Source organism: Pseudomonas sp. 1176_21 (assembly GCF_052850635.1).
In genome coordinates this window covers 58,414-83,152 of the sequence record NZ_VXCV01000011.1, presented here as the reverse complement: position 1 = coordinate 83,152, position 24,739 = coordinate 58,414, and the positions used below count along the sequence as shown (strand labels likewise).

General features: G+C 65.8%; 18 protein-coding genes and 1 pseudogene. 8 read left to right on the top strand and 11 right to left on the bottom strand.

From position 1 onward, the window contains the following. Window positions 1–24 precede the first annotated feature (24 nt). Both FW760_RS21740 and sohB read right to left on the bottom strand, forming a co-directional pair. Window positions 25–4,947 (bottom strand): NEL-type E3 ubiquitin ligase domain-containing protein, encoded by a 4,923-nt coding sequence (locus tag FW760_RS21740; protein ID WP_446443946.1) that lies wholly within the window; start codon window positions 4,945–4,947, stop codon window positions 25–27. 69 nt (window positions 4,948–5,016) lie between these two features. After that, window positions 5,017–6,033, bottom strand: a complete 1,017-nt coding sequence (gene sohB / locus FW760_RS21735) for a protease SohB (protein ID WP_054915449.1) — start codon at window positions 6,031–6,033, stop codon at window positions 5,017–5,019. Window positions 6,034–6,230: 197 nt separating this feature from the next. On the opposite strand from sohB, the gene FW760_RS21730 reads away from it, so the two are divergent. From FW760_RS21730 to FW760_RS21710, 5 genes are all read left to right on the top strand, one after another. Beyond that, window positions 6,231–6,941: a histidine phosphatase family protein gene (locus FW760_RS21730; RefSeq protein ID WP_043859920.1), complete on the top strand. Its 711-nt coding sequence runs from the start codon at window positions 6,231–6,233 to the stop codon at window positions 6,939–6,941. Between the two features lie 55 nt (window positions 6,942–6,996). Continuing rightward, window positions 6,997–7,314, top strand: a complete 318-nt coding sequence (locus tag FW760_RS21725) for an SCP2 sterol-binding domain-containing protein (protein WP_043859921.1) — start codon at window positions 6,997–6,999, stop codon at window positions 7,312–7,314. A 178-nt stretch (window positions 7,315–7,492) separates the two neighbouring features. Beyond that, window positions 7,493–8,560: a phosphotransferase family protein gene (locus FW760_RS21720; protein WP_054915451.1), complete on the top strand. Its 1,068-nt coding sequence runs from the start codon at window positions 7,493–7,495 to the stop codon at window positions 8,558–8,560. Between the two features lie 28 nt (window positions 8,561–8,588). Then, entirely contained in the window at window positions 8,589–9,356 is a 768-nt protein-coding gene (locus FW760_RS21715) for an SDR family oxidoreductase (RefSeq protein ID WP_043859923.1), read from the top strand. Between the two features lie 166 nt (window positions 9,357–9,522). Beyond that, window positions 9,523–10,302 (top strand): TSUP family transporter, encoded by a 780-nt coding sequence (locus tag FW760_RS21710; RefSeq protein ID WP_043859924.1) that lies wholly within the window; start codon window positions 9,523–9,525, stop codon window positions 10,300–10,302. Here the strand turns inward: FW760_RS21710 and nudC are convergent. The 5 genes and pseudogenes from nudC to gnd all read right to left on the bottom strand — a co-directional run. Beyond that, window positions 10,270–11,100, bottom strand: a complete 831-nt coding sequence (gene nudC, locus FW760_RS21705; protein ID WP_058541138.1) for an NAD(+) diphosphatase — start codon at window positions 11,098–11,100, stop codon at window positions 10,270–10,272. The two genes, FW760_RS21710 and nudC, sit on opposite strands and share 33 nt — an antisense overlap. A gap of 30 nt (window positions 11,101–11,130) precedes the next feature. Further along, a complete protein-coding gene (locus tag FW760_RS21700) occupies window positions 11,131–11,943 on the bottom strand; it encodes a crotonase/enoyl-CoA hydratase family protein (protein ID WP_043859926.1) in 813 nt (270 codons plus the stop codon). A 134-nt stretch (window positions 11,944–12,077) separates the two neighbouring features. Continuing rightward, a complete protein-coding gene (locus FW760_RS21695; protein ID WP_054915454.1) occupies window positions 12,078–13,877 on the bottom strand; it encodes a glycoside hydrolase family 15 protein in 1,800 nt (599 codons plus the stop codon). Window positions 13,878–13,887: 10 nt separating this feature from the next. Further along, entirely contained in the window at window positions 13,888–15,387 is a 1,500-nt protein-coding gene (zwf, locus tag FW760_RS21690; protein WP_054915455.1) for a glucose-6-phosphate dehydrogenase, read from the bottom strand. Then, window positions 15,384–16,379: pseudogene (gene gnd / locus FW760_RS21685) on the bottom strand (phosphogluconate dehydrogenase (NAD(+)-dependent, decarboxylating)); the annotation flags it as partial. The pseudogene gnd and the gene zwf, both read right to left, overlap by 4 nt. Window positions 16,380–16,562: 183 nt before the next feature. Here gnd and FW760_RS21680 point away from each other — a divergent pair. After that, the gene (locus FW760_RS21680; protein WP_221181553.1) at window positions 16,563–16,733 is read left to right on the top strand and encodes a DUF6026 family protein; all 171 of its coding nucleotides are present in this window, start codon (window positions 16,563–16,565) and stop codon (window positions 16,731–16,733) included. Here FW760_RS21680 and FW760_RS21675 read toward each other — a convergent pair. After that, a complete protein-coding gene (locus FW760_RS21675; RefSeq protein WP_446443945.1) occupies window positions 16,730–17,338 on the bottom strand; it encodes a LysE family translocator in 609 nt (202 codons plus the stop codon). The two genes, FW760_RS21680 and FW760_RS21675, sit on opposite strands and share 4 nt — an antisense overlap. 120 nt (window positions 17,339–17,458) lie before the next feature. Between FW760_RS21675 and FW760_RS21670 the strand changes: the two genes are divergently transcribed. Then, on the top strand, window positions 17,459–18,340 hold the full coding sequence (locus tag FW760_RS21670) for a LysR family transcriptional regulator (RefSeq protein WP_213605788.1): 882 nt from the start codon (window positions 17,459–17,461) through the stop codon (window positions 18,338–18,340). Between the two features lie 254 nt (window positions 18,341–18,594). On the opposite strand, the gene FW760_RS21665 is transcribed toward FW760_RS21670, so the two are convergent. After that, a complete protein-coding gene (locus FW760_RS21665; RefSeq protein WP_446443944.1) occupies window positions 18,595–20,817 on the bottom strand; it encodes a TonB-dependent receptor in 2,223 nt (740 codons plus the stop codon). 238 nt (window positions 20,818–21,055) lie between these two features. Between FW760_RS21665 and FW760_RS21660 the strand changes: the two genes are divergently transcribed. Continuing rightward, window positions 21,056–21,502, top strand: a complete 447-nt coding sequence (locus FW760_RS21660) for a GNAT family N-acetyltransferase (RefSeq protein ID WP_078480211.1) — start codon at window positions 21,056–21,058, stop codon at window positions 21,500–21,502. 79 nt (window positions 21,503–21,581) lie between these two features. On the opposite strand, the gene FW760_RS21655 is transcribed toward FW760_RS21660, so the two are convergent. Both FW760_RS21655 and FW760_RS21650 read right to left on the bottom strand, forming a co-directional pair. Continuing rightward, window positions 21,582–22,133: a DUF4174 domain-containing protein gene (locus tag FW760_RS21655; RefSeq protein ID WP_043860195.1), complete on the bottom strand. Its 552-nt coding sequence runs from the start codon at window positions 22,131–22,133 to the stop codon at window positions 21,582–21,584. Between the two features lie 242 nt (window positions 22,134–22,375). Next, complete coding sequence (locus FW760_RS21650; protein ID WP_446443943.1) at window positions 22,376–24,736, bottom strand: DNA polymerase II; 2,361 nt, start codon at window positions 24,734–24,736, stop codon at window positions 22,376–22,378. Window positions 24,737–24,739: the final 3 nt, after the last annotated feature.

Here is a 24,739-nt window from a genome sequence, read left to right as displayed (position 1 = left end):
GGGCCTTTTTTTGTGGCGTCGAATTTACAACCGGGTGACCTGGTCAGGCACGCTGTTCCAGATTTCTGCCGTCAGCGTCTCCAGCAACTTTTTCTCCTCCTTGGCCAGGTTGGCTTGCAGTACGTGGCTCTGGCGCAGGTACGCCGCTTCGGTGATGTGCCCGGCATCGGCATCTGCCTGCAAGGCCTCCATGCGGGCGTGCAGCGGCTTGGCGATGCGCTGGTAGCGCTCGGCATACTGCACCTTCAGGTAGCTGACCCAGAAGTCGCGCTGGGCAATCGAAGCCTTGAGCACTGCCGGCGTCTCGCCCTCTTCGATCTCCTTCTGCGCAGCCTTGATATCGGCATCGGTGACCTGGGCAGTGGCTCGGTAGCGCATGGTGTTGGGCTGCCCCGGCAGCTCGAGCGGCTCGGTCAGCGCGGTACGGTAAGCCAGCCGCACTTCGACCTCGTCCACCACCGTGCCAGCACGCACACGTGCATCGATGACCCGTTGGGCAATCAGCTCGACCTGCTCCAGACGATACAGCCCACGCGCCAGCTTCATCAGTGACCACTCGGCACCCAGCTGGCTACCCAGCGCCAGGGCGTGGTTGATCAGCACCTGCACCTCAAGCTGGCTGAACACCAGGATCACCGCATCGCCACAATTGCGCACGCTGTCCAGGGTCTGCAGTACCTCCTCGCGCAGCGCCGTGTTGGCGCTCACTGCCTTGATCAGCGCCCACACCCGCTGCTTGAGGTCGTCGTAGGTCTCGCGAAAATCGGACGTCTCCCCCAGGTCATCGAACAGCCGGAACAGTTCGCCGGTGCCCGGTTCGGCCTTGAGCGCACCCCACATCGCCTGCAGTTCGGCCGCCTGCACCGCATCTGCACCGGCAAGCCAGGCCGTGGCACCGGCAGCCATCGGCTCGGGCGCAAAATGGACGCGCAGGTTCGGCGTCACGCCAAAGCTGATACGCGTGCGCTGACGATAGACCGTCAGCCTGACCTGGCTGTCGGCATCGATCGGGTTGCCGTGCAGGCTGGTGACCCGATTGATCCTCAACACCCGATCGACACGCTCGGCTGCGGGCGCCAGCACGTCCTGCGGCACCACCTGAATGTTGTTGGCGCGCAGGTCGACCTCTTCGAGCATGTCAAGGTCCATCAGGCCGGTCGGCCAGGTACTGATGCCCGTGTGCTGCAGCCTGAGCCCGCGCAGGTCGGCCAGGGTCGAAACATCGGGCGCGGTTATCAAGGGGTTGTGGTCCAGGTTGAGGATTCTCAGACGAACCAGTTTGGCCAGCACCGCATTGGCAGCAGCATCCATGACCAGGCTGTTGTAGCTGAACGTCAGCCGGGTGATGCGCGGTATGGCTTCCAGCGCGGCAGGCAGGGTGCTGAACAGGTTGTTGGAAAGGTTGAGCCAGCGCGTATTGGCAAACTGCTCGATAAAGGCCTCGGGCAACTCACTCAACTGCATGTCGCGCATGAACAGCGACGCCACATGGCTGAAATCGGCACTCAGAATCGGCAGACCGTCAAGGCGCGTCTCCGACAGGTTGAGGGTGTAGCCGACGGTTCGCCCTTCAAAGGTTACCACCGGGCTGGTCTGGCGCCGCCAGCAACGCTCGATGCGATCGGCCGCCACCTCCCGGTGGCGACGGGTGGCGAAACTCACGGACTGATCGTTGCGCCAGGCGGTCAGCTCATCGATCAGCTTGAACAGTTCCTGGCGACGCCCCTCAAGCTTGACCAGCAGCTCCTCCTCACTGAGCCCCTCGCCTAGCTCCTGCAAAAAGGCCTGCACCTCGTCCACCGCCAGGTCGGGGTACAGCGCCCGGACCCTCTGCATCGGCGTCTGCGGCCTGCCGAACGGGCGCCGGCCACTGAGCGGATAACCGATCTGACCATCGAGCATGCGCATTGGCGGCTTGAACCAGCGCGTGCGCGGACGCACGCCGATGCTGCTACGCACCGCAGCCGTATCCTTGGCGGCATTCTCGGCCAACATCAGGCGCAACGCGTCGGCCTGGTTGATGTTCAGGCCCAGCAGCACGCGCTCGCTGTCGGGCAGCGCATGCAGCATGGCGGCGCACAACGGCTCCACCCCGCCCAGCGCGTTATGCTCGCTGTCATAAGCCTGATAGCCTTCGTCCAGCCGCGCGAGAATACGCTTGGTGCCGGTGGCCGTGCTGCTCCCGACCGCCTTGAGCTCATCGCCCCACGGGCTGCCCTCACGCACCTGCAACAGCACATCGCCAGACCAACCCGGCAAGGCCTGCAACTGGTCCATGGCAACCTTCAGGCAGTCCAGGCGATCGGTGTAGCCCAGGTAGAGGCCCTCACGGGCACGCACCACGCGCGCCTGCTCCACCAGCCAGCGGGCCTGTTCGGCCAGGCGCAACGGCACCCGCGGCGGGTTGGCGGTGAGCTGCGCTCGCTCGCTGACGCTGGCACTCTCGAGCAGCTCTCTGGCCTGCCGCCACGCCAGCCCGGCAAACTGCTTGCGTACCACCGCCATGCCCGCCACCTCCTGCACCGGGTCGGCGCGGTAGAGGCTGTCGAACACCTGGCTGCGGTTGACGCTGGCGTAACGGGCATAGGCTTCACGCAATTGCGTCAGGCGACCAGCCTCGGTCCTGGCCAGGTAGGGGCCGAACAGGGCCTTCTCTTCCTGTTCGGTCAAGCCCTGCAGCAGCGTTGTCAGGAAGCGACCGTCGACCAGTTCCTGGCGCGTGATCGACAGGGTCCGGTTGTCGGCGCTCAGCGGCGTACCGTACTCCTTGACCAGCTGCCCGTCCTCCATCACCCGCACCAGCACACCGGCCGGCCAACCCGGCATGCGTGTGAGCAAGGCCAGGGGCAAGGCATCGAGCTCGGTGGCCAGTGGTTGCCCGTCGCGCATGGCCGCAATCACATCCGCCACCCTGCGGCTCATCTGCCAGCGCACCAGGCTGTCGCCGAGCAACGCCGGCAAAGGCTCGTTGTTGCTGTGCAGGCGGCGCAGGCGTGCCTCGTCGATGCCGGTGATGGCGGCCATGTTCAGCAGGTCCTCGTCACCCATGCCGTCCACCAGATGGCCCAGGCGCCGCCACAACGTCAGGCCTTCCCACTGCTGCGGGTCTTCGGCCTCGAGGCGCCAGGCCCCGGCGCCGTTGTGCACCACCGGCGGCTGGTAGGCGTCATCGCGAGGATGGCGGACCTGGTACTGGCCCGCTTCGGTGCCGACCACCTCGTAGGCGCGGCCCTGCACACGAATGTAGGTCTTGTCGCCCACGCTGTAGCGCCCCTGAAGGTCCGGCACGACCCCCGACAGATCGACATCCGCGGCATAGGGCTCCAGCTGCGGCTTCCACAGCCGGTACTGCCCGTTGGCCAGCCTGATCTGGACTGTGCCTTCCAGCAACTCGCTGCCCGGCCCGACGGCCAACGGCTTGAGGGCAAGCCCCAGGCCCACGGCGAATGCAATGTTCAGTGCCACCGACTGCAGGTGCGCCATGGCCAGCTCGCGATCACCCACCTCCCAGTCTTCGATGCCCTCGACCACCTCCCCGATCAACTGGCCGGCCGCCACCACCGCCATCACCTCCCCCAGCCCGGGTACGAAGAAGGCGGCGCTGTTGAGCACGTTCAGACCGATGCTTTCCCAGTACGCCAGGCGCGCCTCGCGGGCCGCTTCGTCCGCGTCGGCACTGGGCACGGCCAGGTGCCGCGCATCAGCCTTGGCCTTCTCGATCAGGCGTCGATGCTGCAACTCGAACAGGTCATCTTCCACACGGTGTTCACGCAGGTACAGGTCCGCCTCCAGGTTGGGCTGGCGCTCCAGCAGCCCGTGCTGGCCATCGACCAGGTGAAACAGATTGCTTTCCAGCAGCCCGAAGAAGCGCTCTTCATCGGCCCGGGCCACACACGCGCGCATGGCCTGCTGATAGGCCGGCGAAATCAGGTTGATGCGCAGGTCGCGCTTGAACGCCTCGATGCTCGGGTATTCCTTGAGCGGGTACAGGGGCGCGCCAGGCACATACACCAGCACAGGCTCGGTCTGCTCGCTGAGCAGGCGGTCGGCACTGGCCACCCAGATACCGGACAAGCCAATGCCGAACATTTCCAGGGTGCTGAACACCAGGGGCTTGCCGTTGTACTGGGCGGCACCGGTGCCATCGAGCCAGCCGAGCAAGGCGCTGCGGGCAGCCTCGCCAATCTCGCCCTTCATCGCCGCAATCCAGGTGCGCACGCGCAGGCGCGCCTTGTAGGCCTCGATGGACTGCCGGCGAACCCGATCATGGGTGGCCGGCGCCTCGTACACTGCAGCCAGGTGGTCCTGGTACTGCTTGCCCAGGTCCAGCTCATGGCACACACGGGCAAAGTCGCGCGGGGCCACCGCCAGCTTGCTGCTGTAAACGTAGCGATAGCGCGGCGCGTGCTCGCTGCCAGGTACCAGAGCCATGGAAAATGCGCCCTTGGCCGCCAGGGCCGTACCGGCGTCGAATTCGGCATCCCGGGCAAAGTTCTGCAGCGCCGCCTGCAGCAGGCTCTGGCGCCTGGGCACCACGCGCACCAGCGCACCCAGCAGTTCGGTGTCGTGGGTAACGTGCACGAATTCGTGGGTGTTGACGTCGTCGTCGCGCTGCAAGTCGCGCTTGAGCCTGGCCTTGAGCAGCGGCTCGGCGAACTCGACGATGCCTTTGAGGGGGCGCAGGGTACGCGCCAACGCGTCGGCGCAGGCGCGGGCGCGCTGCTGGCAGGCGAGCAGTGCCTGGCGCTGCTCCTCGCGGGCATTGCTGAACCAGGGCGCCGGCGCATCCCCTGCGCCCTGGTGCTGTTCGGCGCCCCAGGGCCGGCTCAGGGCCGCGAAACTTGCAGGGGTGGAGTGCTTGAGCCAGTCAGGCATGCGCTGATGGATGAAGGGGCCATGCGGCCCCGGGGTGACATAGGTGTCGGTGGAATCGATGGGAGTGGTCATGATGGTCCTCGGGGTAGATTGAACCCCAAGCAGACCCCATCATGACGCAGGTGAAGTGCTACATATTGCTCAGCGCCAGCGGCCCAGGCGGCTCCACAAGCCCACCAGGGTGTTCTCGATGGAGGCGCTGGCAGCCAGGCCAACGCGCTCCTGCAGGCTCTTGCGTTCGGCAAAATGCAGGTGATACAGGTTCGAATCGCGAGCGCGTTCGCTCAGGTATTCGTCACTGGTGCGCAGCTCGTCCACCAGTTGCTTGTTCAATGCCGCCACACCCAGCCAGACCTCGCCGGTGGCCACCTCATCGATGTGCAACTGCGGGCGGTAACGCGAGACGAAATCCTTGAACAGCTGATGTGTCACGTCCAGGTCTTCCTGGAACTTCTCGCGGCCCTTCTCGGTGTTTTCGCCAAACACGGTCACGGTGCGCTTGTACTCACCCGCCGTGAACACCTCGAAGTCTACATCGTGCTTTTTCAGCAGGCGGTTGACGTTGGGCAACTGCGCCACCACCCCGATGGAGCCCAGAATGGCGAAGGGCGCACTGACGATCCTGTCACCGATGCAGGCCATCATGTAGCCGCCGCTGGCCGCCACCTTGTCGATGCACACCGTCAGCGGCACGCCGGCCTGGCGGATACGCGCCAGCTGCGAGGACGCCAGGCCATAGCTGTGCACCATGCCGCCACCGCTTTCAAGGCGCAGTACCACTTCGTCCTTGGGCGTGGCGAGGGTCAGCAGCGCGGTGATTTCATTGCGCAGGCTCTCGGTGGCCGAGGCCTTGATGTCGCCGTCGAAATCCAGCACGAACACCCGCGGCTTGTCCTCGGGCTTTTTCTTCTGCTGCTTGTCGCGCTTGGCCTGCTGCTTGCGCAGGGCCTTGAGCTGGGCCTTGTCGAGCAGACCCGACTCCAGGCGCTCGCGCAGGTCCTTGTAGAAATCGTTGAGGCGAGTCACGTGCAACTGCCCCCCGGCCTTGCGCCGGCCCTTGCCGCGCAACCCGGCAATGGCCGACAACACCACCAGGAGCGCGATCACCAGGGTCGCGGTCTTGGCCAGAAAGCTGGCGTATTCAGCAAGAAAATCCACAGTAGCTCCTTAACATGTCTGCGCCCGTACGGCGCCAAACGTGGCCCAAGCATACCGGCGCGGCCACGCCTCCACCAGCGTGGGCAACGCCCCGAAACGCAGTTCAAACGACCTTTTCAAACGCTTGTATGTTTTTTCGTTGACAGGCCGCCATCGGCCACCTACCCTCGCCAGAACCTTCACTCCAGGCATACGACGTGGGCAGCATCTACCTCATTCGACATGGCCAGGCCTCCTTTGGTGCCGACGACTACGACGTGTTGTCGCCGACCGGCATTGCCCAGAGCGAAGCACTGGGCGATCACCTCGCCCAGCTGGGCCTGCGCCTGGATCGCTGCGTGGCCGGCGACCTGCGCCGCCAGCAGCACACCGCCCGCCTGGCCCTGGCCCGCCTGCAGGCTGCCGGCAGCGCGGTACCCAGCCTGGAAACCGACCCTGCCTTCAACGAATTCGACGCCGACGCCGTCATCCGCGCGCTGCTGCCCGGCCTGCTACCGGACGAGCCCGAGGCGCTGCACATCCTGCGCAATGCCCGCGACAACCGCAGCGAGTTCCAGCGCCTGTTCGCCCTGCTGGTGCAGCGCTGGCACGGCGGCGAGCACGATGTCGACGGCCTGCAAAGCTGGCAGGGCTTCGTCGAGCAGGTGCACGACGGCCTGCAACGCCTGCTGCGCGAGGCCGGGCAAGGCGACAACATTGCCATCTTCACCTCCGGCGGAACCATCACCGCCCTGCTCCACCTGATCACCGGCATCACCCCCAGCCAGGCGTTCGCGCTGAACTGGCAGATCGTCAACACCTCGCTCAGCCAGCTGAAGTTTCGTGGCCGCGAGGTGGCGCTGGCTTCCTTCAACAACCAGGCCCACGTGCAGTTGCTGAGGGTGCCGGCGCTCATCACCTACCGATGAGCACCGGCCTGTTGCGGCCCCAGGGTCGCTTACATCACTTAATAAGGAATACACCATGACCGACGTAGCTAAAGCCGTTCAAGCCATGCAAGAGAAGTTCAACCCTGCCGCCGCTGCCGGCCTGGACCTGGTGTTCGGCTTCAACATCACCGACGAAGACAAGCACTTCTCGCTGATCGTCAAGGACGGCACCTGCGACCTGCAGGAAGGCGAAAACCCTGACGCCAACTGCACCCTGGTGCTGGACAGCGAAACCCTCAAGGGCATCGTCAGCGGCGAAACCGACGGCATGCAGGCCTTCATGGGCGGCAAGCTGCGCGTCGAAGGCGACATGATGCTGTCGATGAAACTCAGCGAGCTGTTCCCGGCCTGAGCCTTGCGCTGATGCCGACCAGAACCGAAGCCTTGTGCTTCGGTTTTTTTTCGCCCGGCATCAGGGGTGGTGATCGTGGTGCAACACGCTGGCCTATAACACAGTCAAACACTTGTTCGGTTTATCCACGAGAATTAGATTAAACAATAATCAGCGACTTTCAGAATAAGGGAAAAGCATGACGCTCACCGACCAGTCGACCCAGGTTCGCCCCGGCGAAGAACTCGATGCCGCCCTCATCGACCCTTATCTCAAGGCCAGCATTCCGGGCCTGAGCGGCACGCCGGTGATCAGCCAGTTCCCCGGTGGCGCGTCCAACCTCACCTACCTGCTCAGCTACCCGGACCGCGAGTTCGTGCTGCGCCGCCCGCCGTTCGGGCAAAAGGCCAAGTCGGCCCACGACATGGGCCGCGAGTTTCGCATCCTCAACCAGCTCAACAGCGGCTTCCCCTATTGCCCCAAGGCCTACGTGCACTGCACCGACGAATCGCTGATCGGCGGCGAGTTCTACGTGATGGACCGGGTCAAGGGCATCATCCTGCGCTCGGACCTGCCCCCCGAGCTGGGCCTGGACAGCCAGCGCACCGAAGCCCTGTGCAAGAGCTTCATCGACCGCCTGGTCGAGCTGCACCAGGTGGACTACACCGCCTGCGGCCTGGCCGACCTGGGCAAGCCCGAAGGCTATGTGCAGCGCCAGATCGAAGGCTGGAGCGCACGTTATGAAAAGGCCCTGACCCCGGATGCACCGCGCTGGGAAGCGGTGATCGCCTGGCTGCGCGAGAAGATGCCGGCCGACCACCCACGCCCCGCCATCGTGCACAACGACTACCGCTTCGACAACGTGATCCTCGACGCCGACAACCCCATGCGCATCATCGGCGTGCTGGACTGGGAAATGACCACCCTCGGCGACCCGCTGATGGACCTTGGCAATACCCTGGCCTACTGGATCGAAGCCGGCGACCCTGCGCCCGTGCAGCTGATGCGTCGCCAGCCGAGCAACGCACCGGGCATGCTCACCCGGCGCCAGTTCGTCGACTACTACGCCGAACGTGCCGGGCTGCAGATCGACAACTTCGACTTCTACTACACCTACGGCCTGTTCCGCCTGGCCGGCATCGTGCAGCAGATCTACTACCGCTTCTTCCATGGCCAGACCCAGGACAAGCGCTTCGCCCAGTTCGTGCACATGAACAAGCTGCTGGAGCACATGAGCCTGCAGGTCATCGGCAAATCCACGCTCTGACGCCCTACAACTACAAGGAACCCGCCCCATGTCCAAGACCCAGTTGTTCGACCTCGACGGCAAGATCGCCTTCGTGTCCGGCGCCAGCCGCGGCATCGGCGAGGCGATTGCCCACCTGCTGGCCCAGCAGGGTGCCCACGTGATCGTGTCCAGCCGCAAGCTCGACGGCTGCCAGCACGTGGCCGACGCGATCATCGCCGCCGGCGGCAAGGCCACGGCGGTGGCCTGCCACATTGGCGAGATGGAACAGATCGGCGCGGTGTTCGCCGGCATTCGCGAGCAGTTCGGGCGCCTGGACATCCTGGTCAACAACGCCGCCACCAACCCGCAGTTCTGCAACGTGCTGGACACCGACCTGAGCGCCTTCCAGAAGACCGTCGACGTGAACATCCGCGGCTACTTCTTCATGTCGGTCGAGGCCGGCAAGCTGATGCGCGAAAACGGCGGCGGCAGCATCATCAACGTGGCATCGATCAATGGCGTATCGCCGGGGGTGTTCCAGGGGATCTACTCGGTGACCAAGGCGGCGGTGATCAACATGACCAAGGTGTTCGCCAAGGAATGCGCCCCCTTTGGCATCCGCTGCAATGCGCTGCTGCCGGGGCTGACCGACACCAGGTTCGCCTCGGCGCTGGTCAAGAACGAAGCGATCCTGAACACGGCGCTGCAGCAGATCCCGCTCAAGCGCGTGGCCGATCCGAAGGAGATGGCGGGCGCGGTGCTGTACCTGGCCAGCGATGCGTCCAGCTACACCACCGGTACGGCGTTGAATGTGGATGGGGGGTTCCTGTCCTGATACCGCAAAGCGGGTCAAGCCCGCTCCCACAAGGATCACCGCTATTTCTGTGGGAGCGGGCTTGACCCGCGATAGGGCCCTGACAGGCACGCACCATCTCCTTTACCATAGCGCCCCTCAGGCGCAGCTTTACCGTTCTGCGCCCCAGTCGAATAAGCCCAACACCATGCCCTTCGAACTCAGCGTAGATCTCACCACCCTAGCCATTCTTGCCGCCGTGGCCTTCGTGGCCGGGTTCATCGACGCCATCGCAGGCGGCGGCGGCCTGCTCACCACCCCCGCTCTGCTCACCGCCGGCATGCCGCCGCACCTGGTGCTGGGCACCAACAAGCTCAGCTCCACCTTCGGCTCGGCCACCGCCGGCTTCACCTACTACCGGCGCAAGCTGTTCCACCCCGCGCAGTGGCGACACGCCCTGGTCGGCACCCTGGTAGGGGCCTTCATCGGCGCCATCGTTGCCCACTACCTGCCGGCCGAATGGCTGAACAAGATGCTCCCGGTGGTGGTGTTCGCCTGCGGCGTTTACCTGCTGTTCGGCGGCACGCCAAAGGCGCCGCTGGACGCCGATGCGCCGATCAAGAAGAAGTGGCAACTGCCCCAGGGCCTGACCCTGGGTTTCTATGACGGCGTGGCCGGCCCGGGCACCGGCGCGTTCTGGACCGTCAGCACCCTGCTGCTGTACCCCATCGACCTGGTCAAGGCCAGCGGCGTGGCGCGCAGCATGAACTTCGTGAGCAACGCCGCAGCACTGTCGGTGTTCATCTTCTCCGGCCAGGTAGACTGGGCGGTGGGCCTGGCCATGGGCTCGTCGCTGATGGTCGGCGCGTTCTTCGGCGCACGCACCGCCATCAGCGGCGGCAGCAAGTTCATCCGCCCGGTGTTCATCACCGTGGTGCTAGCCCTGACCGTGCGCCTAGCGTGGCAGCACTGGTTCGGCCAGGCCTAGGCGGCGCGCCACGTACAGGTCGATCAGGTAACGCGCAATCGAGCGGCCCGCCGGCAACGGCGGCAGCGCATGCACGCTGAACCACTGGGCATCCTCGATCTCGTCGGCCTGCATCACGATCTCGCCGCCGGCGTATTCGGCATGAAAGCCCAGCATCATCGAATGCGGGAACGGCCAGCACTGGCTGCCCACGTACTGGAGGTTCTTCACCTCCAGCGCCACCTCTTCACGCACCTCACGCACCAGGCAGTCCTCGGCCGACTCGCCCGGCTCGGCAAACCCGGCCAGGGTGCTGTACACGCCGGTCACGAAGCGTGGCGAGCGCGCCAGCAGTATCTCGTCGCCACGGGTGATCAGCACGATCATGCTCGGCGAAATGCGCGGGTAGCTGCGCAGCTCGCAGCCGGCGCAGTACATCGCGCGCTCCCACTGGATCTGCACCATCGCCTGCCCGCAACTGCCGCAAAAGCGGTGCTCTCGGGCCCAGGTGGCGATCTGCGCGGCATAACCAAGGAGGGTGTAGGTATCGGAATCGCCTTCCAGCATGAACTGGCGCAGGCCGCGCCAGCTGCAGCCCTGGGGCGCCTGTGCCGAGCGCAGTTCGAGCAGAAACACCGGCTGGCCGTCGAAGTGGCCGATGCCGTGCTCGCACACCACGTCCAGGTCCTGGCGCCTGAGCCAGTCCCGCGGGAACAGCGCGCCGTTGGCGTCCACCAGAAAGCCCTCGGCACAGTGGGCGACGGCCAGGCCGCCGGGGGTGTTGGGGTCCAGTACTGCAGTGGTCCAGCGCGCTGACATGTTGCGTTCCTTGAGGGTTCGCGACCGGGCTCAGTCGTCGAACTGCGGTTTCTGTTTGCTCATGCTGGCGGCCATCGCCACCCGCAGGTCGGTGGATTGCAACATGGCAGCGTTCCAGGTGGCAATGTATTCCAGCCCGTCGTCGATGCGGTGATCGCGCATGTAGCTGAGCATCTCCTTGGTGCCGGCCACGGCAATCGGGGATTTGCCCGCGATCTCGGCGGCAATCGCAAAGACCCCGTCCAGCAGGCTCGCCTGATCGTCGAAGGTGCGGTTGACCAGGCCGATCTGGCGCGCCTCGTCGGCACCGACAGTGCGCCCGGTGTAGGCCAGCTCGCGCAGCATGCCGTCGCCGATGATGCGTGGCAGGCGCTGCAGGGTGCCGACGTCGGCGGCCATGCCCATGTCGATTTCCTTGATCGAGAACTGCGCATCGGCAGCCGCGTAGCGCATGTCGCAGGCGGCGATCAGGTCGATCGCGCCGCCCAGGCAGTAGCCCTGGATGGCTGCCAGGACCGGCTTGCGGCAGGTATCCACGGCGTTGAACGAGGCCTGCATCTGCAGGATCTTGCGCCGCAGCAGGCGCGCGTTGCGGCCTACGTCCTTGCCCATTTCGTTGGCCACCGAGGCCAGCAGCATCAGGTCTATGCCGGAAGAAAAATGCTTGCCGGCGCCGCTGATCACCACCACGCGCACCGCGTCGGTCTCGTCGATCCACTGGAAGATCTCGACGATCTCGCTCCAGAACGCGGCATTCATGGCGTTGATCTTTTCCGGGCGGTTGATCTGGACGTGGGCGATGCTGTTCGACAGTTCGACCTTGAACGCGGTGTAGTCGGTCACGTGGCACTCCTTGGGCTGACGCGGGATGAGGTGGCTGGACTATATCGCAGACCGTAGGCGGCGCTTGTGCCAAAGGCTGGGCTGTTGCTCCTGCACTGCAGGAGCCGGCCTTGCCGGCGAAGCGGCCGCCGCAGTCACCCGCAGCGGGCCCTGTCGCGCACCGGACACTGCGCCCGGTGCAGGTTCAGCGCCGTGTTGATGATGCCGATATGGCTGAAGGCCTGCGGGAAATTGCCCAGCATGCGGCCACCTTGCGGGTCGTACTGCTCGGCCAGCAGCCCCACATCGTTGCACAGCCCGCACAGGCGCTCGAACAACGCCTGGGCCTCTTGCTGACGCCCCAGCAGCACGTACACGTCCGCCAGCCAGAACGAGCACACCAGAAACGTACCCTCCCCCGGCGCCAGCCCATCGCAGCCGCTGTCGCTGTCGTAGCGGCGCACCAGCCCGTCATGCAGCAGGCGCTTCTCGATCTGCGCCAGGGTTGCCAGAAACCTCGGGTCGTCGGCTGGCAGAAAACCGGTCAGGGCAATCTGCAGCAGGCTCGCGTCCATCTCCTGCGAGCCATAGGCCTGCACAAAACAGCCCAACTGCGCATCGACGCCCTGCTCGCACACCTGGCGATGGATCTGCGCGGCCACCTCGCGGTAGTGCGCAGCCTGGGCCTTGCCCTCCTCGGTCGGCTCGCTCAGGCTGGCCGCCCGATCGAACGCCACCCAGGCCATCACCTTGGAGTGGGTGAAATGCTGCTGCGGCCCGCGCACCTCCCAGATGCCCTCGTCGGGCTGGCGCCAGATGGTCTCCAGGTACGGCATGATCACCCGCCCGATCGCCGCACTGCGCGGCAAGCGCGGCAGGCCGCCGCGCATGGCCTGACACAGCGCATCGGCCACCTCGCCATAGATGTCCAGCTGGTGCTGCACCGCCGCGGCATTGCCCACCCGCACCGGCTGCGAACCGGCATAGCCGGCCAGCCAGGGCAGCTCGTACTCCGGCAGCCGGCGCTCGCCGGCCAGGCCGTACATGATCTGCATCTGCTCGGGGTTGCCCGCCACCGAGCGCAGCAGCCATTCGCGCCAGGCCTGGGCCTCCTCGAAGTAGCCCAGGTTCATGAACGCCAGCAAGGTCATGGTGGCATCGCGCAGCCAGCAGTAGCGGTAATCCCAATTGCGCTCGCCACCCAGGTGCTCCGGCAGCGAGGTGGTGGCCGCGGCCACGATGCCGCCGGTGGGTGCATAGGTCAGCGCCTTGAGGGTGATCAGCGAGCGCTTGACCCGCGCCGTGTGCTCGCCCACCTGCGGGCAGCGCGCAGCAAACTCGCGCCACTTGTGTGCGGTGTCCAGCAGCGCCTGCTCCGGCTCGAAGGCCGGCTGCAACGGCAGGTGCGATGGCTGGTGGCTCAGGCTGAAGGTGTGGCGCTGCCCGGCCTTCACGCTGAAGCGGCTGCCGGTATGGTGATCGCGTGCGTGGGTGCTTACCGTGCTGCGCAGGGTCAGGCGGTCCGGCCCGGCCACGGCGGTCAGGGTCAGCGGGTCGAGCTTCTCGACCCAGGGCACGCTGCTGCCATAGTCGAAGCGCATCACCAGGTCCATGTCGAAGGCCACCTCGCCCTCCAGCCCCTCGACGATGCGCAGCACGCTGTGGTGCGCATCGTCCAGCGGCATGCAGTCGATCAGGCGCGCACGGCCGCTGGCAGTGACGAAGGTGGTGTGCAGGATCAGGGTGTCCTGCTGGTACTCGCGGGTTACCTCCAGCGGCGCTTCACGCGGCGCGATCTGCCAGCGCCCGTTTTCTTCGTCGCCCAGCAGCGCGGCAAAGCAGGCCGGCGAGTCGAAGCGTGGAAAGCACAGCCAGTCCAGCGAGCCGTCACGGCCCACCAGTGCTGCGCTGCGGCAATTGCCCAGTAGTGCGTAGTCTTCGATGGCGCCCGTCATGAACCTCCCGTCAACCAATGCTGTGCCAGACCCGCCGATCGCGGGCCAGCAGTTCGTCGGCCGCCTGCGGCCCGTCTTCCCCGGCCGCATACGGCTGCACCTCGCCGCCCTGCGCCCAGGCGTCCAGGAACGGCTGCACCGCACGCCAGCCGTTCTCGATGTTGTCGGCACGCTGGAACAGCGTCTGGTCGCCCGTCAGGCAGTCGTAGATCAGGGTTTCGTAGCCCGTGGAGGGCTGCATCTTGAAGAAGTCCTTGTAGGCAAAACCCAGCTCGACGTTCTCCATGGCCAGGGTCGGCCCCGGGCGCTTGGCCTGCAGGTCGAACCACATGCCCTCGTTGGGCTGGATCTGGATCTTCAGGTAGTTGGGCTTGGGCCGCTCGGCATCGCTGTCGCGAAACTGCGCATAGGGCGCCGGCTTGAAGCAGATGGCGATCTCGGTGTCACGCACGCTCATGCGCTTGCCGGTGCGCAGGTAGAACGGCACGCCCACCCAGCGCCAGTTGTCGATCATCACCTTGAGCGCCACGTAGGTTTCGGTCTGGCTGTCGGGGTCGACCCGGGGCTCTTCGCGGTAGCCGGCCAGTTTCTTGCGCCCCTGCTTGCCGGCGGTGTACTGCCCGCGCACCGAGTTCTTCAGGGCCATGGCCTTGGACCACGGGCGAATCGCACCGATCACCTTGGCCTTTTCACTGCGCACCGCGTCCGCGCCAAAGGCGGCGGGCGGCTCCATCGCCACCATCGCCAGCAGCTGGAACAGGTGGTTGGGCACCATGTCGCGCAGTGCCCCGGTGGTGTCGTAGAAGGCGCCACGGGTTTCCACGCCCACCGTCTCGGCAGCGGTGATCTGCACGTGATCGATGTAGTGGTTGTTCCAGAACGCCTCGAACAGGCCGTTGGAAAAACGGCTGACCAGGATGTTCTGTACCGTCTCCTTGCCCAGGTAGTGGTCGATGCGGTAGATCTGCTTTTCGCTCATCACCTTGAGCAGGCAGGCGTTCAGCGCCTCGGCGCTGGCCAGGTCCGAACCGAAGGGCTTCTCCACCACCACCCGACGAAAGCCGTTGGCCTCGTCCAGCAGCCCGGCCGCCCCCAGTTGCTGCACCACGCCGCTGAAAAAACGCGGCGAGGTGGCCAGGTAGAAGATCGCGTTGCCGGTGCGCCCCTTGTCGATGCGCTCGGCGATGGCCTGGTAGGTGGAGGGCTCCATGAAGTCGCCGGTGAGGTAGCCGATGCCCTTGGCCAGGCGCTTCCACAGCTTGTCGTCCAGGCACCGGGTGGCGCCCTCGCCCTGGTCGCGTTCACGCATGAAGGTTTCCAGGCGCTCGGCGAATTCGCCGTCGGTGGCCGGGTTGTGGTCGACCCCGACGATGCGCATGCCTTTGTCCAGCAGGCCGTCGCGGTGCAGGTTGTACAGCGCCGGCATCAGCAGGCGTTTGACCAGGTCGCCATTGGCGCCAAACAGGAACAGGGTACAGGCTGGTGCCGCTTCGACGTCGTGTTCACTCATTCGGGCTTCTCGACATGGCCACCAAAACCGAAGCGCATCGCCGACAGCAGCTTGTCACCGTAGGTGCCCTGCTGCTGGCGTGAACGAAAGCGCGCGAACAGTGCGCTGGACAACACCGGTACCGGCACCGCCTGCTCCACCGCCGCATCGATGGTCCAGCGCCCTTCGCCGCTGTCGGACACCGAGCCGCTGTAGCTGCCCAGCTGCGGGTCGGCCACCAGTGCATCGGCGGTCAGGTCCAGCAGCCACGAGGTGACCACGCTGCCGCGGCGCCACACCTCGGCGATTTCGGGCAGGTTGAGGTCGAAGCGCTGGTCGGCCGGCAGGCTCTCGCTGGCCTTGGTCTTGAGAATGTCGAAGCCCTCGGCATAGGCCTGCATCAGGCCGTACTCGATGCCGTTGTGGATCATCTTGACGAAATGCCCGGCGCCGGGTGGCCCGGCATGGATATAGCCCTTTTCGGCGCGCTCGCTGGGGCCGGTTCGGCCACGGGTACGTGGAATGTCGCCCTCACCCGGTGCCAGGGTGGCGAACAGCGGCTCGAGGCGTTCGAAAATCGCCTGCTCGCCGCCGATCATCATGCAGTAGCCGCGCTCAAGGCCCCACACGCCACCGGAGGTGCCGACGTCCACGTAGTGCAACTGGCGCTCGGCCAGGTGCTGGGCGCGGCGGATGTCGTCCTTGTAGAAGGTATTGCCGCCGTCGATGATCACATCGTCCGCTTCCAGCAGGTCGGCCAGTTGCGCGATGGTCTGCTCGGTGGCCTCGCCCGCCGGCAGCATCACCCAGACCGCGCGCGGCGCGTCCAGTTGCTGCACCAGTGCGGCCAGGTCGGCGGCGCCTGTGGCGCCCTCGGCCACCAGCGTATCGATGGCGGGCGCGTTGCGGTCATGCACCACGGTGTGGTGCCCCTCGCGCATCAGGCGCCTTGCAATATTGCCGCCCATGCGGCCCAGCCCCACGATTCCCAGTTGCATGTGCCGATGCTCCGTAAAAGTGTAGAAAGCCTGCTCAGGCCTTCAAGGTTAGTCCAGGCAGCCCCGGGTTGGTTTCATCGACCAACGGCACGACAGCGATAAACAAAAAAGTTCCCATGACAGGAAAAAGAATTCAGAATCGCGGCCGATCGAGCGTCTACGCTCAAACCATGTACCAAACCAATTGCGAGGTGTGCAATGGGAACCTTGATGTCAGCGAGCCCACCCCAGACCCTTTACGTGAGCGTGCGCCGCGACGAACTGCGCCGCCTCAAGGAAGAACGCGACCAGTTGCAGCGTCAGGTGGCGCAGCTGAGCCTGCTGTTGCAACAGGCCCAGGGCAGCGACAAGGCCGTGGTCACCCTCTAGGCGGCCAGCAGCGCCCGCGCCGAATACACAGCGCCGGCCACCGCCACCAGCAACAGCACCAGCCCCGACAGCCGGGCCACCAGCGCCCGGTGCCGCTGCGCCAGGGCGCCGCGCATCAGCGCGATGTACAGCGCCAGCACCCCCAGGTCGACCACCAGCCACAACGCCGCCAGCACCCCGATGCTGGTGCCGAACGAGGCCGTGACGTGGATGAACTGCGGGAAGAACGCCACGAAGAACAGAATGTCCTTGGGGTTGGCGATACCCACCGCAAAGCCGTGCCACCAGCCACTTGCCCTGGGCGGCGGCGCATCCTCCACGGCTGGCGCACGCAGCGCCCCCAGCCCCAGCCAGGCCATGAACACGCACCCCACCAGCGCCACCGCATTGAGAACCACCGGGCTGAGTGCCAGGCTGCCGGCCAGGATCAGCGCAGCGGCGGCCACCAGCACCAGGGAGGCGGCATTGGCCCCCAGCGCCGTGCGTATGGCCGCCCCGGTGCCCGAACGCCCGCTGGTGCCGACCACCAGCACCACCACCGGCCCAGGGGTGGCGATCAGAATGAGTACAGTGCCCAGGTAGGCCAACAGCAGCGTGGTGTTCAAAAGAGGCTCCTTTGTCGTCAATACAGGTCAGGTGCAGAGTGTGCGCAGCTGCATCGCCCTTGAAAAACGCAAAATGCTCTGCCCTACTACGACAAATACTCATCATGGGCTGCCCCTGGCATGGTTGAACGTCTGCCCCCGTTGTATGCACTGCGCGCCTTTGAAGTGGCGGCGCGCACCTGTTCGTTCACCCGCGCCGGGGAAGAGCTGGCGCTGACCCAGAGCGCCATCAGCCGCCATATCCGCACCCTGGAAGCCCAGTTCGGTTGCCGCCTGTTCGAGCGCCACGGCCCGCGCCTGCGCCTCACCGACGCCGGGCGGCGCCTGGCCGAGCAACTGGGGGCGGGCTTTGCCCTGATCGAACAGGCCTGCCAGCCGTTTCGCAGCGCTTCGCGCCACCTGCGCCTGAAGGCGCCCTCCACCCTGACCATGCGCTGGCTGCTGGGCTGCATCCAGCGTTACCCCCAGGCCGACACCGTGCAGTTGGCAAGCGTTTGGATGGACGTCGACAGCGTGGATTTTGCCAGCGAGCCCTACGACTGCGCGGTGCTGCTGGGCAATGGGCAGTTCGGTGGGCAGGTCGAGGTGTGCAAGCTGTTCGATGAGCGATTGATCCCGATCTGTGCGCCGGGGTTGCTGGGGGATGGCGTGTGGGATGCGCAGCGGCTGGCCGGGGTGGCGTTGCTGCACCCGTCCAATGACCGGCGGGACTGGCAGCGCTGGCTGCGCGGGGCGGGCCTGCTCGAGCAGGTCGACCTGCAGCGCGGCACGCTGTTCGATACGCTGGAGCAAGGGATTGCGGCGGCCATGGCCGGGCATGGCGTGTCGATCGGCGACCTGGCGCTGGTGAGCGACGATGTCCGCGCCGGGCGGCTGGCGTTGCCGTTCGAACAGGCGGTGGCAACGGGGGATGCCTACTACCTGGTGTGGCCGGTGGGCAGTGCGTGGCGCGAGAGCATCGAGCGGCTACGGGTGTACCTGCTGGGGCAGTTGCCGGCCTGAAAAACTTCGCGGGTCAAGCCCGACCTCAGTTCGAGCAGGCGGTGGCAACGGGGGATGCCTACTACCTGGTGTGGCCGGTAGGCAATGCGTGGCGCAAGAGCATCGAGCGGCTACGGGTGTACCTGCTGGGGCAGTTGCCGGCCTGAAAAACTTCGCGGGTCAAGCCCGCTCCCACAGGTACGGCGCTGGTTTCGAGAACGGCGCTGTACCTGTGGGAGCGGGCTTGACCCGCGATAAGGCCCGCAAGAGCGACCTCAGAACCGCGTCGTGGCACTCACCCCGAACGTCCTGCGATCCCCCCGCGCATCCCACGCCACATCGAACGGCAGCGGCACACTGTCGGTCTTGTACTGCTTGTCGGTGAGGTTGTTCACGTAGGCGGTGAAGTCCAGGTCATATTGCCCGCCCACATGGTACGTGGCGCTGGCATTGCCCAATGTGTAGCCACCCTGCGACACGCTGTGGTCGGCCTGCGCGGTGGGCAGAAAGAAGATCCGGCTCTGGTAGCGCCAGTCGGTGCCCAGGGTGATGTCGTCGCCGTTCTCCAGCGCAATGCGATAACTGCCCCCCACCGCCAGCGTGCGCGACGGCGAACGTGCAATGCGGTTGCCCGAGTAGTCCACACCCCCCGATTCGAAGTCCTGCAACTCGGTATGCAGCAGCCCCAGCGAGCCATGCAGTTCCAGGTTGGCCAAGGGCAGCGCCTGCAACTCGAACTCGGCACCGCGTATCACGCCCTGGCCGCTGTTGGTCAGCAGCGACACCACCTGCCCGTTGCGCACCGACACCGCGTTCACCTGGATGTCCGAATAGTCGTAGTAGAACACGTTGGCATTGGCGATCAGGCGCTCGTCGAACCACTCGCTCTTGACCCCCAGTTCGTAGGCGTCGACGTTCTCCGGCGCCACCACCGAGGCCTCGGCCTGCACCTGCGCCCCGCCGCTGAAGCCGCCGGAACGAAAGCCCTTGGCATAACGCAAGTACACCCGCGCGTTGTCGTTGAGCTGGTATTCGGGGGTGAAATCGTAGGTCAGCTTGTTCCAGGTGCGTTTCTCGTCCTGCACCACCGTGGTCACCAGCGGCCCGCTGTAATGCTTCCACCAGTCGTTGCGGTTGCTGAAGTCGACACTGGCAGCGTCCGGCGCGGCCACCCGGCGCAGGTCGATGTCCTTGGTTTCGCGGGTCCAGCGCAGGCCGGCGGTGAAGCTCAGGTCGTCGGTGGCCTGCCAGGTGCTGCTGCCGAACAGCGCGAAGCTGTCGGTCTTCTGGTCGATGTCGGTACGCCCGAAGTCGGCCACGCCGAAGGCCTGGTTGTAGGCTTCGGGGAACAGCGCGTTGCTGTTGTGGCTGTCGAGCTGTTCGTGGAACAGGTGGGTGCCGACGATCCAGCTCACCGGCTGGTTCTTCGCCGACGACAGGCGCAGCTCCTGCGACACCTGCTTCCAGCGGTCGTCGTTATAGCCACGGCCGAACTCGTAGATGCTCATGTTCGGGCTCTGGGCCTTTTCGTGCACGTCGTCGAAGGCGGTGATCGAGTCCAGCTGCAGCTCGCCCAGGTCCCACTTGAGCGCCAGTTGCAGGCCGTTGTGCTCGATGCGGTCATCGGCCTTGCCGGTGAAGGCGACCTTGTCGGAGGCAGGCTTGGGCGCAGGCCCGAACAGCGTGCTGCCGCCCGGCCCGGCACCCCAGGCGCGGGCCACGATACCTTGCCCCTTGTAGTCACGGGCGTGCAGCTGCAGGGTGGCCTGCAGGTCGTCGTTGACCTGGGCCAGCAGTTGCAGGCGCAGGGCCTGGTCGTGGATGTCGCCGGCAGTGTGGCCATCGACCTCGTTCTTGAGCTGGCCGTCGCTGCTCTGGTCGATGAAAGCCACCCGCGCGGCCAGGCGGTCCTTGACCAGGGTATCGCCGTAGGCACCTTCGTACAGGCGCGAATTGTAGTTGCCCAGGTCGAGCTTGAAGTAGCCGTTGGCGCCGTCTTCGAAGCTTGGCTTGCGCGACACGAAGTTGATCGCGCCACCGGTGGTGTTCTTGCCCCACAGCGTGCCTTGCGGGCCGCGCAGCACCTCGACGCGCTCCATGTCGTAGAGCGGGAAGCCGGTGGCCACGTGCGGGTCGATGTACACGTCATCGGTATAGATGCCCACCGGGTACACGGTGGTCGAGGCCATGTCGCCCGAGCCCATGCCGCGGATGTACCAGCGCGGGCGCTGGTGCCCGGCGAACTCGGGGGCGATGGCGTTGGGCACGTTCTGCAGGGCCTTGCCGGCACTGAAGCCGCCGCCGCTGCGGTCGATCTGGCGGTCACCGACCACCGAGATCGCCGAGGGTACGTCCTGTACCGATTCTTCGCGCTTCTGCGCGGTCACGGTGACGGTGGGCAAGGCGTCGGCGGGCGGTGCGGCGGCCAGGGCGGCGGCGCCGTGCAACGTGGCGGCAATGGCCAGGGCAAGGGGTAGATAGGCGGTAGGGGCAGGCATGGCGGGGGTTCCGATGAGTCAGGGTAAGCGGACTATCGCAAGCGGCGTGCCAATGAGACATGTACTTGATTTATATGAGTTTTATGGATAAACAGCGAGCGTACTGCTGGCCAGGCAACAGTGAGGCAGCAGTGGGTTGTGTGCCAGGCATCAGGGCCTGTTCACCGGCAAAATGCTGCCCTGCGACAACGCCTTGATTTAAGGTAGGCGCTTGCTGCCACCCACCAGGAGCCTGCCGATGATCCGCCCCGCCACCGCCCACGACGTTGCACCTGTACAGGCACTGATCGAGGCTGCCTATGCGCTGTACATTCCACGCATCGGTGCCAAACCGGGGCCGATGCTGGAGGATTACGCCGCGCTGATCGCCCAGGGTCGGGTCGAGGTATTCGAAGAGCAGGGTCAGGTGCTCGGTGTGCTGGTGCTGATCGCCCAGGCCGATGGCCTGTTGCTCGACAATGTCGCGGTAAGCCCGGCCGCTCAGGGCCGCGGGCTGGGGCGACAACTGATGGCGCATGCCGAAGCGCGTGCCCGGCAGTTGGGGCTGGAGGTGGTGCGGTTGTACACCAATGAAGCGATGAGCGAAAACCTGGGGCTGTATGAGCGGCTGGGTTATCGCGAAACCCACAGGGCCGTGCAGGCGGGGTTTCGGCGGGTGTTCATGGAAAAGCGGCTGGGCGACTGAAGTGCCTGGCCGGCAAGGCCGACGCCTACAGGCGTAGCGCTGAACCTGTAGGCGCCGGCCTTGCCGGCGAAGGGGTGTCTCAGTCTTCCAGCGGCTTGGGCGGCGCAGCCGGCTTGGCGGGCTTGGCCGGTTTGGCATGCTTGCCCGGCTTGCCCTCTGGCGCAGGCTCGGCGGCGGGCGCTGCGACCGTCGGCGCCACAATGGCCTTTTCGCTGGCCGGCAACTGGTCGACCGCCGCGAAGATCTGCTCCGGCTCCACCGTGCCGTCATGCTCGATGATGTGCTTCTCGCCGTCCTTGCCCACCAGTACCACCTGGGTGCCCTTGCGCGCGCCCAGGCTGAGTTCGCGAATAAGCGCCATGGTGGTCTGCTGCTCGAGGTTCTTGTCGTCACGCTTGCCGACCATGCCCGCCACGCTGTAGAGCACCAGGTTGCGCTCCTCGAACTTGCTCTTGGTCGCCGGGTCCTTGAGGGCCTCGTTCAAGGTGCGCAAGGTCGGGTCGGCGGTGCTGGGGGCAATCACGATCAGGGGTCTGGACTTGCCCAGGTCAACGGCCAGGGGCGCGTCGTCGGCGAGCAGCGGGCTGGCGACTGCCAGCAGGGTGGCGAAGGTCAGTGACCGAACAAGCATGTGCATCTCCTTCTTGTTTCCATGCACCAAAGACTACAGATCAAAGCGAAAGATCCGAGCGAGCCTAAACGACTGCCCGCATGTGTGGACGTTTACAAAAGTAACTTTCGGTTTCAAGGTAGCTGTGCATGTGCAGAGGATAGCTGAAGGTCAGGGATGTGTCGGGCTACTGGCCCCTCCGCCGGCCAGGCCGGCTCCTGCAGGTTCGCTCAATGGTGGTGTGCAGGGGCGCAACATCCCCGTTAGAACAACCCCATCTGCCGATCGATCAGGGTGCTGAAGTCATCCCTCACAAACGGCAGTATCGCATCGGCCACCGGCTGCAGTTGCCGGGTCAGGTAATGCTCGTAGTCGATGCCGTTGCGCCGGTTTTCCAAAGGCTCGGGCCCGGCCAGGGTCATCACGTAGCTGATCCACCCGCCATTCTGGTACTGGCGTGGCCGCCCCTGGCTGTCGTTGAACTCGTCGGCCATGCGTGCCGCCCGCACATGCGGCGGCACGTTGCGCTGGTAGTCGTCCAGGGGCCGGCGCAGGCGCTTGCGGTAGACCAGCTGATCGTCCAGCTCGCCGGCCAGGGTGCGCTGCACGTAGTCCTTCACATAGGCCTGGTGCGGCCTGCGCTCGAAAATGCGCTGGTACAGCTCCTGCTGAAAGTGCTGGGCCAGCGGCGACCAGTCGGTACGCACGGCCTCCAGGCCCTTGTAGACCATCTCGTCGGGCCCGCCCTCGCGGTGCACCAGGCCCGCATAGCGCTTCTTGCTGCCCTCCTCGGCACCGCGGATGGTGGGCATCAGAAAGCGCTTGTAGTGGGTTTCGTACTGCAGCTCCAGCGCACTGTCCAGGCCGTACTCATCGCGCAGGTGCTCGCGCCACCACTGGTTGACCTGCTGCACCAGGGCACGCCCGATCTCCCCGGCCTGCGCCTCGTCATGGGCCCGCTTGAGCCACACGAAGGTCGAGTCGGTATCGCCGTAGATCACCGTGTAGCCCTGGGCCTCGATCAGCTCGCGGGTGCGGCGCATGATCGCGTGCCCGCGCATTGTGATCGACGACGCCAGGCGCGGGTCGAAAAAGCGGCAGCCACTGGAACCAAGCACCCCGTAGAAGGCGTTCATGATGATCTTCAGCGCCTGCGACAGCGGCGCATTGTGTTCGCGCTTGGCCTGCTCGCGGCCCTGCCACACGCGCTCGACGATGGCCGGCAGGCAATGCCGTGTGCGCGAGAAGCGTGCGCCGCGAAAACCCGGCACCGAGTGTTCGTCATCCGGCTCGCGCAGGCCCTCGACCAGGCCGATGGGGTCGATCAGGAAGGTGCGGATGATCGACGGGTACAGGCTCTTGTAGTCCAGCACCAGCACCGACTCGTACAGGCCGGGGCGCGAATCCATCACGAAGCCGCCGGGGCTGGCCTCGTCCGGGCGCCCGCCCAGGCTTGGGGCGACAAAGCCCTGGCGGTGCATCAGCGGTATGTACAGGTGACAGAACGCCGCCACCGAACCGCCGCTGCGGTCGGCCGGCAGGCCGGTGACCGTGGCGCGTTCGAGCAGAAAGGTCAGCAGCTCGGTCCTGGCGAAGATGCGCGTGACCAGCTCGCAGTCCTTGAGGTTGTAGCGCGCCAGGGCCGGCTTGTCCTCGGCGAACATGCGGTTGATTTCGTCCATGCGCTGGTACGGCGTATCGATGGCCTTGCCTTCGCCGAGCAGGGTCTGGGCGACGTTCTCCAGGCTGAACGAGGGGAAGCTCCAGGTCGCCGACCGCAGCGCCTCGATGCCGTCGATGATCAGGCGCCCTGCAGCGGCGGCAAAAAAGTGCGTGCGGCTGCCGTGCTCGCGCCATTCCATCACCTCGCCGCCGCGCCCCAGGCGCAGCGGCACCTGCAACTGCTGGGCATGGGCGTGCAGCACGCGCAGGTCGAACTGCACCAGGTTCCAGCCGATGATCGCGTCGGGGTCGTGCCGGGCCATCCAGTCGTTCAGGCGCTCCAGCAGCTGGGCACGGCTGGCGCAGTACTCCAGGTCGAAGTCCACGCCACTGGCGTCGCCGTTGGCCGGGCCGAGCATGTACACCTGGCGCTGGCCACAACCTTCCAGGGCAATCGAGTACAGCTCGCCGCGCTCGGTGGTCTCGATGTCCAGCGACACCAGGCGCAGGTTCGGCCGGTAGTCCGCGGCCGGCTTGAGCTGGGCGTCGAGCAGCAGGCCGTCGGCATCGGGGCGGCCGCTGAACGTCACCGGGGCAGTGATGAAGCGCTCCATCAGGTAGCGCTCGGGCGGGCGGATGTCGGCTTCCAGCAGGTCGACGCCCGCGGCGCGCAGGCGTTTTTCCAGCTGCATCAGTTGGCGATGCTGGCGGCAGTACAGGCCCAGCACCGGTCGGTGGCGGAAGTCGCACAGCGCCAGCTCGCGCAGCTCGACGTCGCGTTCGGTGCGCAGCACCGCCTCGACATGGGCACGCTGGGTGGCGGCGACGAACGCCACCGACGTCTGCACGGGCAGGCGCAACTGGCGCGGGCCCTGGTCGGTCGCCAGCCAGAACTCCACGCATGTGCCCTCTGGCGTATCCCGCCAGTGCCGGGTCAGGACAAAGCCCTGTTGAACCTCCACCGC

What these genes read in the sequence shown, in the direction of transcription:
- FW760_RS21670 (WP_213605788.1), top strand. Translation starts at nt 17,459, where the DNA reads ATGGTTGAACGTCTGCCCCCGTTGTATGCACTGCGCGCCTTTGAAGTG.
- zwf (WP_054915455.1), bottom strand. Translation starts at nt 15,387, where the DNA reads ATGAGTGAACACGACGTCGAAGCGGCACCAGCCTGTACCCTGTTCCTG.
- FW760_RS21740 (WP_446443946.1), bottom strand. Translation starts at nt 4,947, where the DNA reads ATGACCACTCCCATCGATTCCACCGACACCTATGTCACCCCGGGGCCG.
- FW760_RS21720 (WP_054915451.1), top strand. Translation starts at nt 7,493, where the DNA reads ATGACGCTCACCGACCAGTCGACCCAGGTTCGCCCCGGCGAAGAACTC.
- FW760_RS21725 (WP_043859921.1), top strand. Translation starts at nt 6,997, where the DNA reads ATGACCGACGTAGCTAAAGCCGTTCAAGCCATGCAAGAGAAGTTCAAC.
- FW760_RS21695 (WP_054915454.1), bottom strand. Translation starts at nt 13,877, where the DNA reads ATGACGGGCGCCATCGAAGACTACGCACTACTGGGCAATTGCCGCAGC.
- FW760_RS21710 (WP_043859924.1), top strand. Translation starts at nt 9,523, where the DNA reads ATGCCCTTCGAACTCAGCGTAGATCTCACCACCCTAGCCATTCTTGCC.
- FW760_RS21680 (WP_221181553.1), top strand. Translation starts at nt 16,563, where the DNA reads ATGGGAACCTTGATGTCAGCGAGCCCACCCCAGACCCTTTACGTGAGC.
- FW760_RS21655 (WP_043860195.1), bottom strand. Translation starts at nt 22,133, where the DNA reads ATGCTTGTTCGGTCACTGACCTTCGCCACCCTGCTGGCAGTCGCCAGC.
- nudC (WP_058541138.1), bottom strand. Translation starts at nt 11,100, where the DNA reads ATGTCAGCGCGCTGGACCACTGCAGTACTGGACCCCAACACCCCCGGC.
- FW760_RS21660 (WP_078480211.1), top strand. Translation starts at nt 21,056, where the DNA reads ATGATCCGCCCCGCCACCGCCCACGACGTTGCACCTGTACAGGCACTG.
- FW760_RS21715 (WP_043859923.1), top strand. Translation starts at nt 8,589, where the DNA reads ATGTCCAAGACCCAGTTGTTCGACCTCGACGGCAAGATCGCCTTCGTG.
- FW760_RS21665 (WP_446443944.1), bottom strand. Translation starts at nt 20,817, where the DNA reads ATGCCTGCCCCTACCGCCTATCTACCCCTTGCCCTGGCCATTGCCGCC.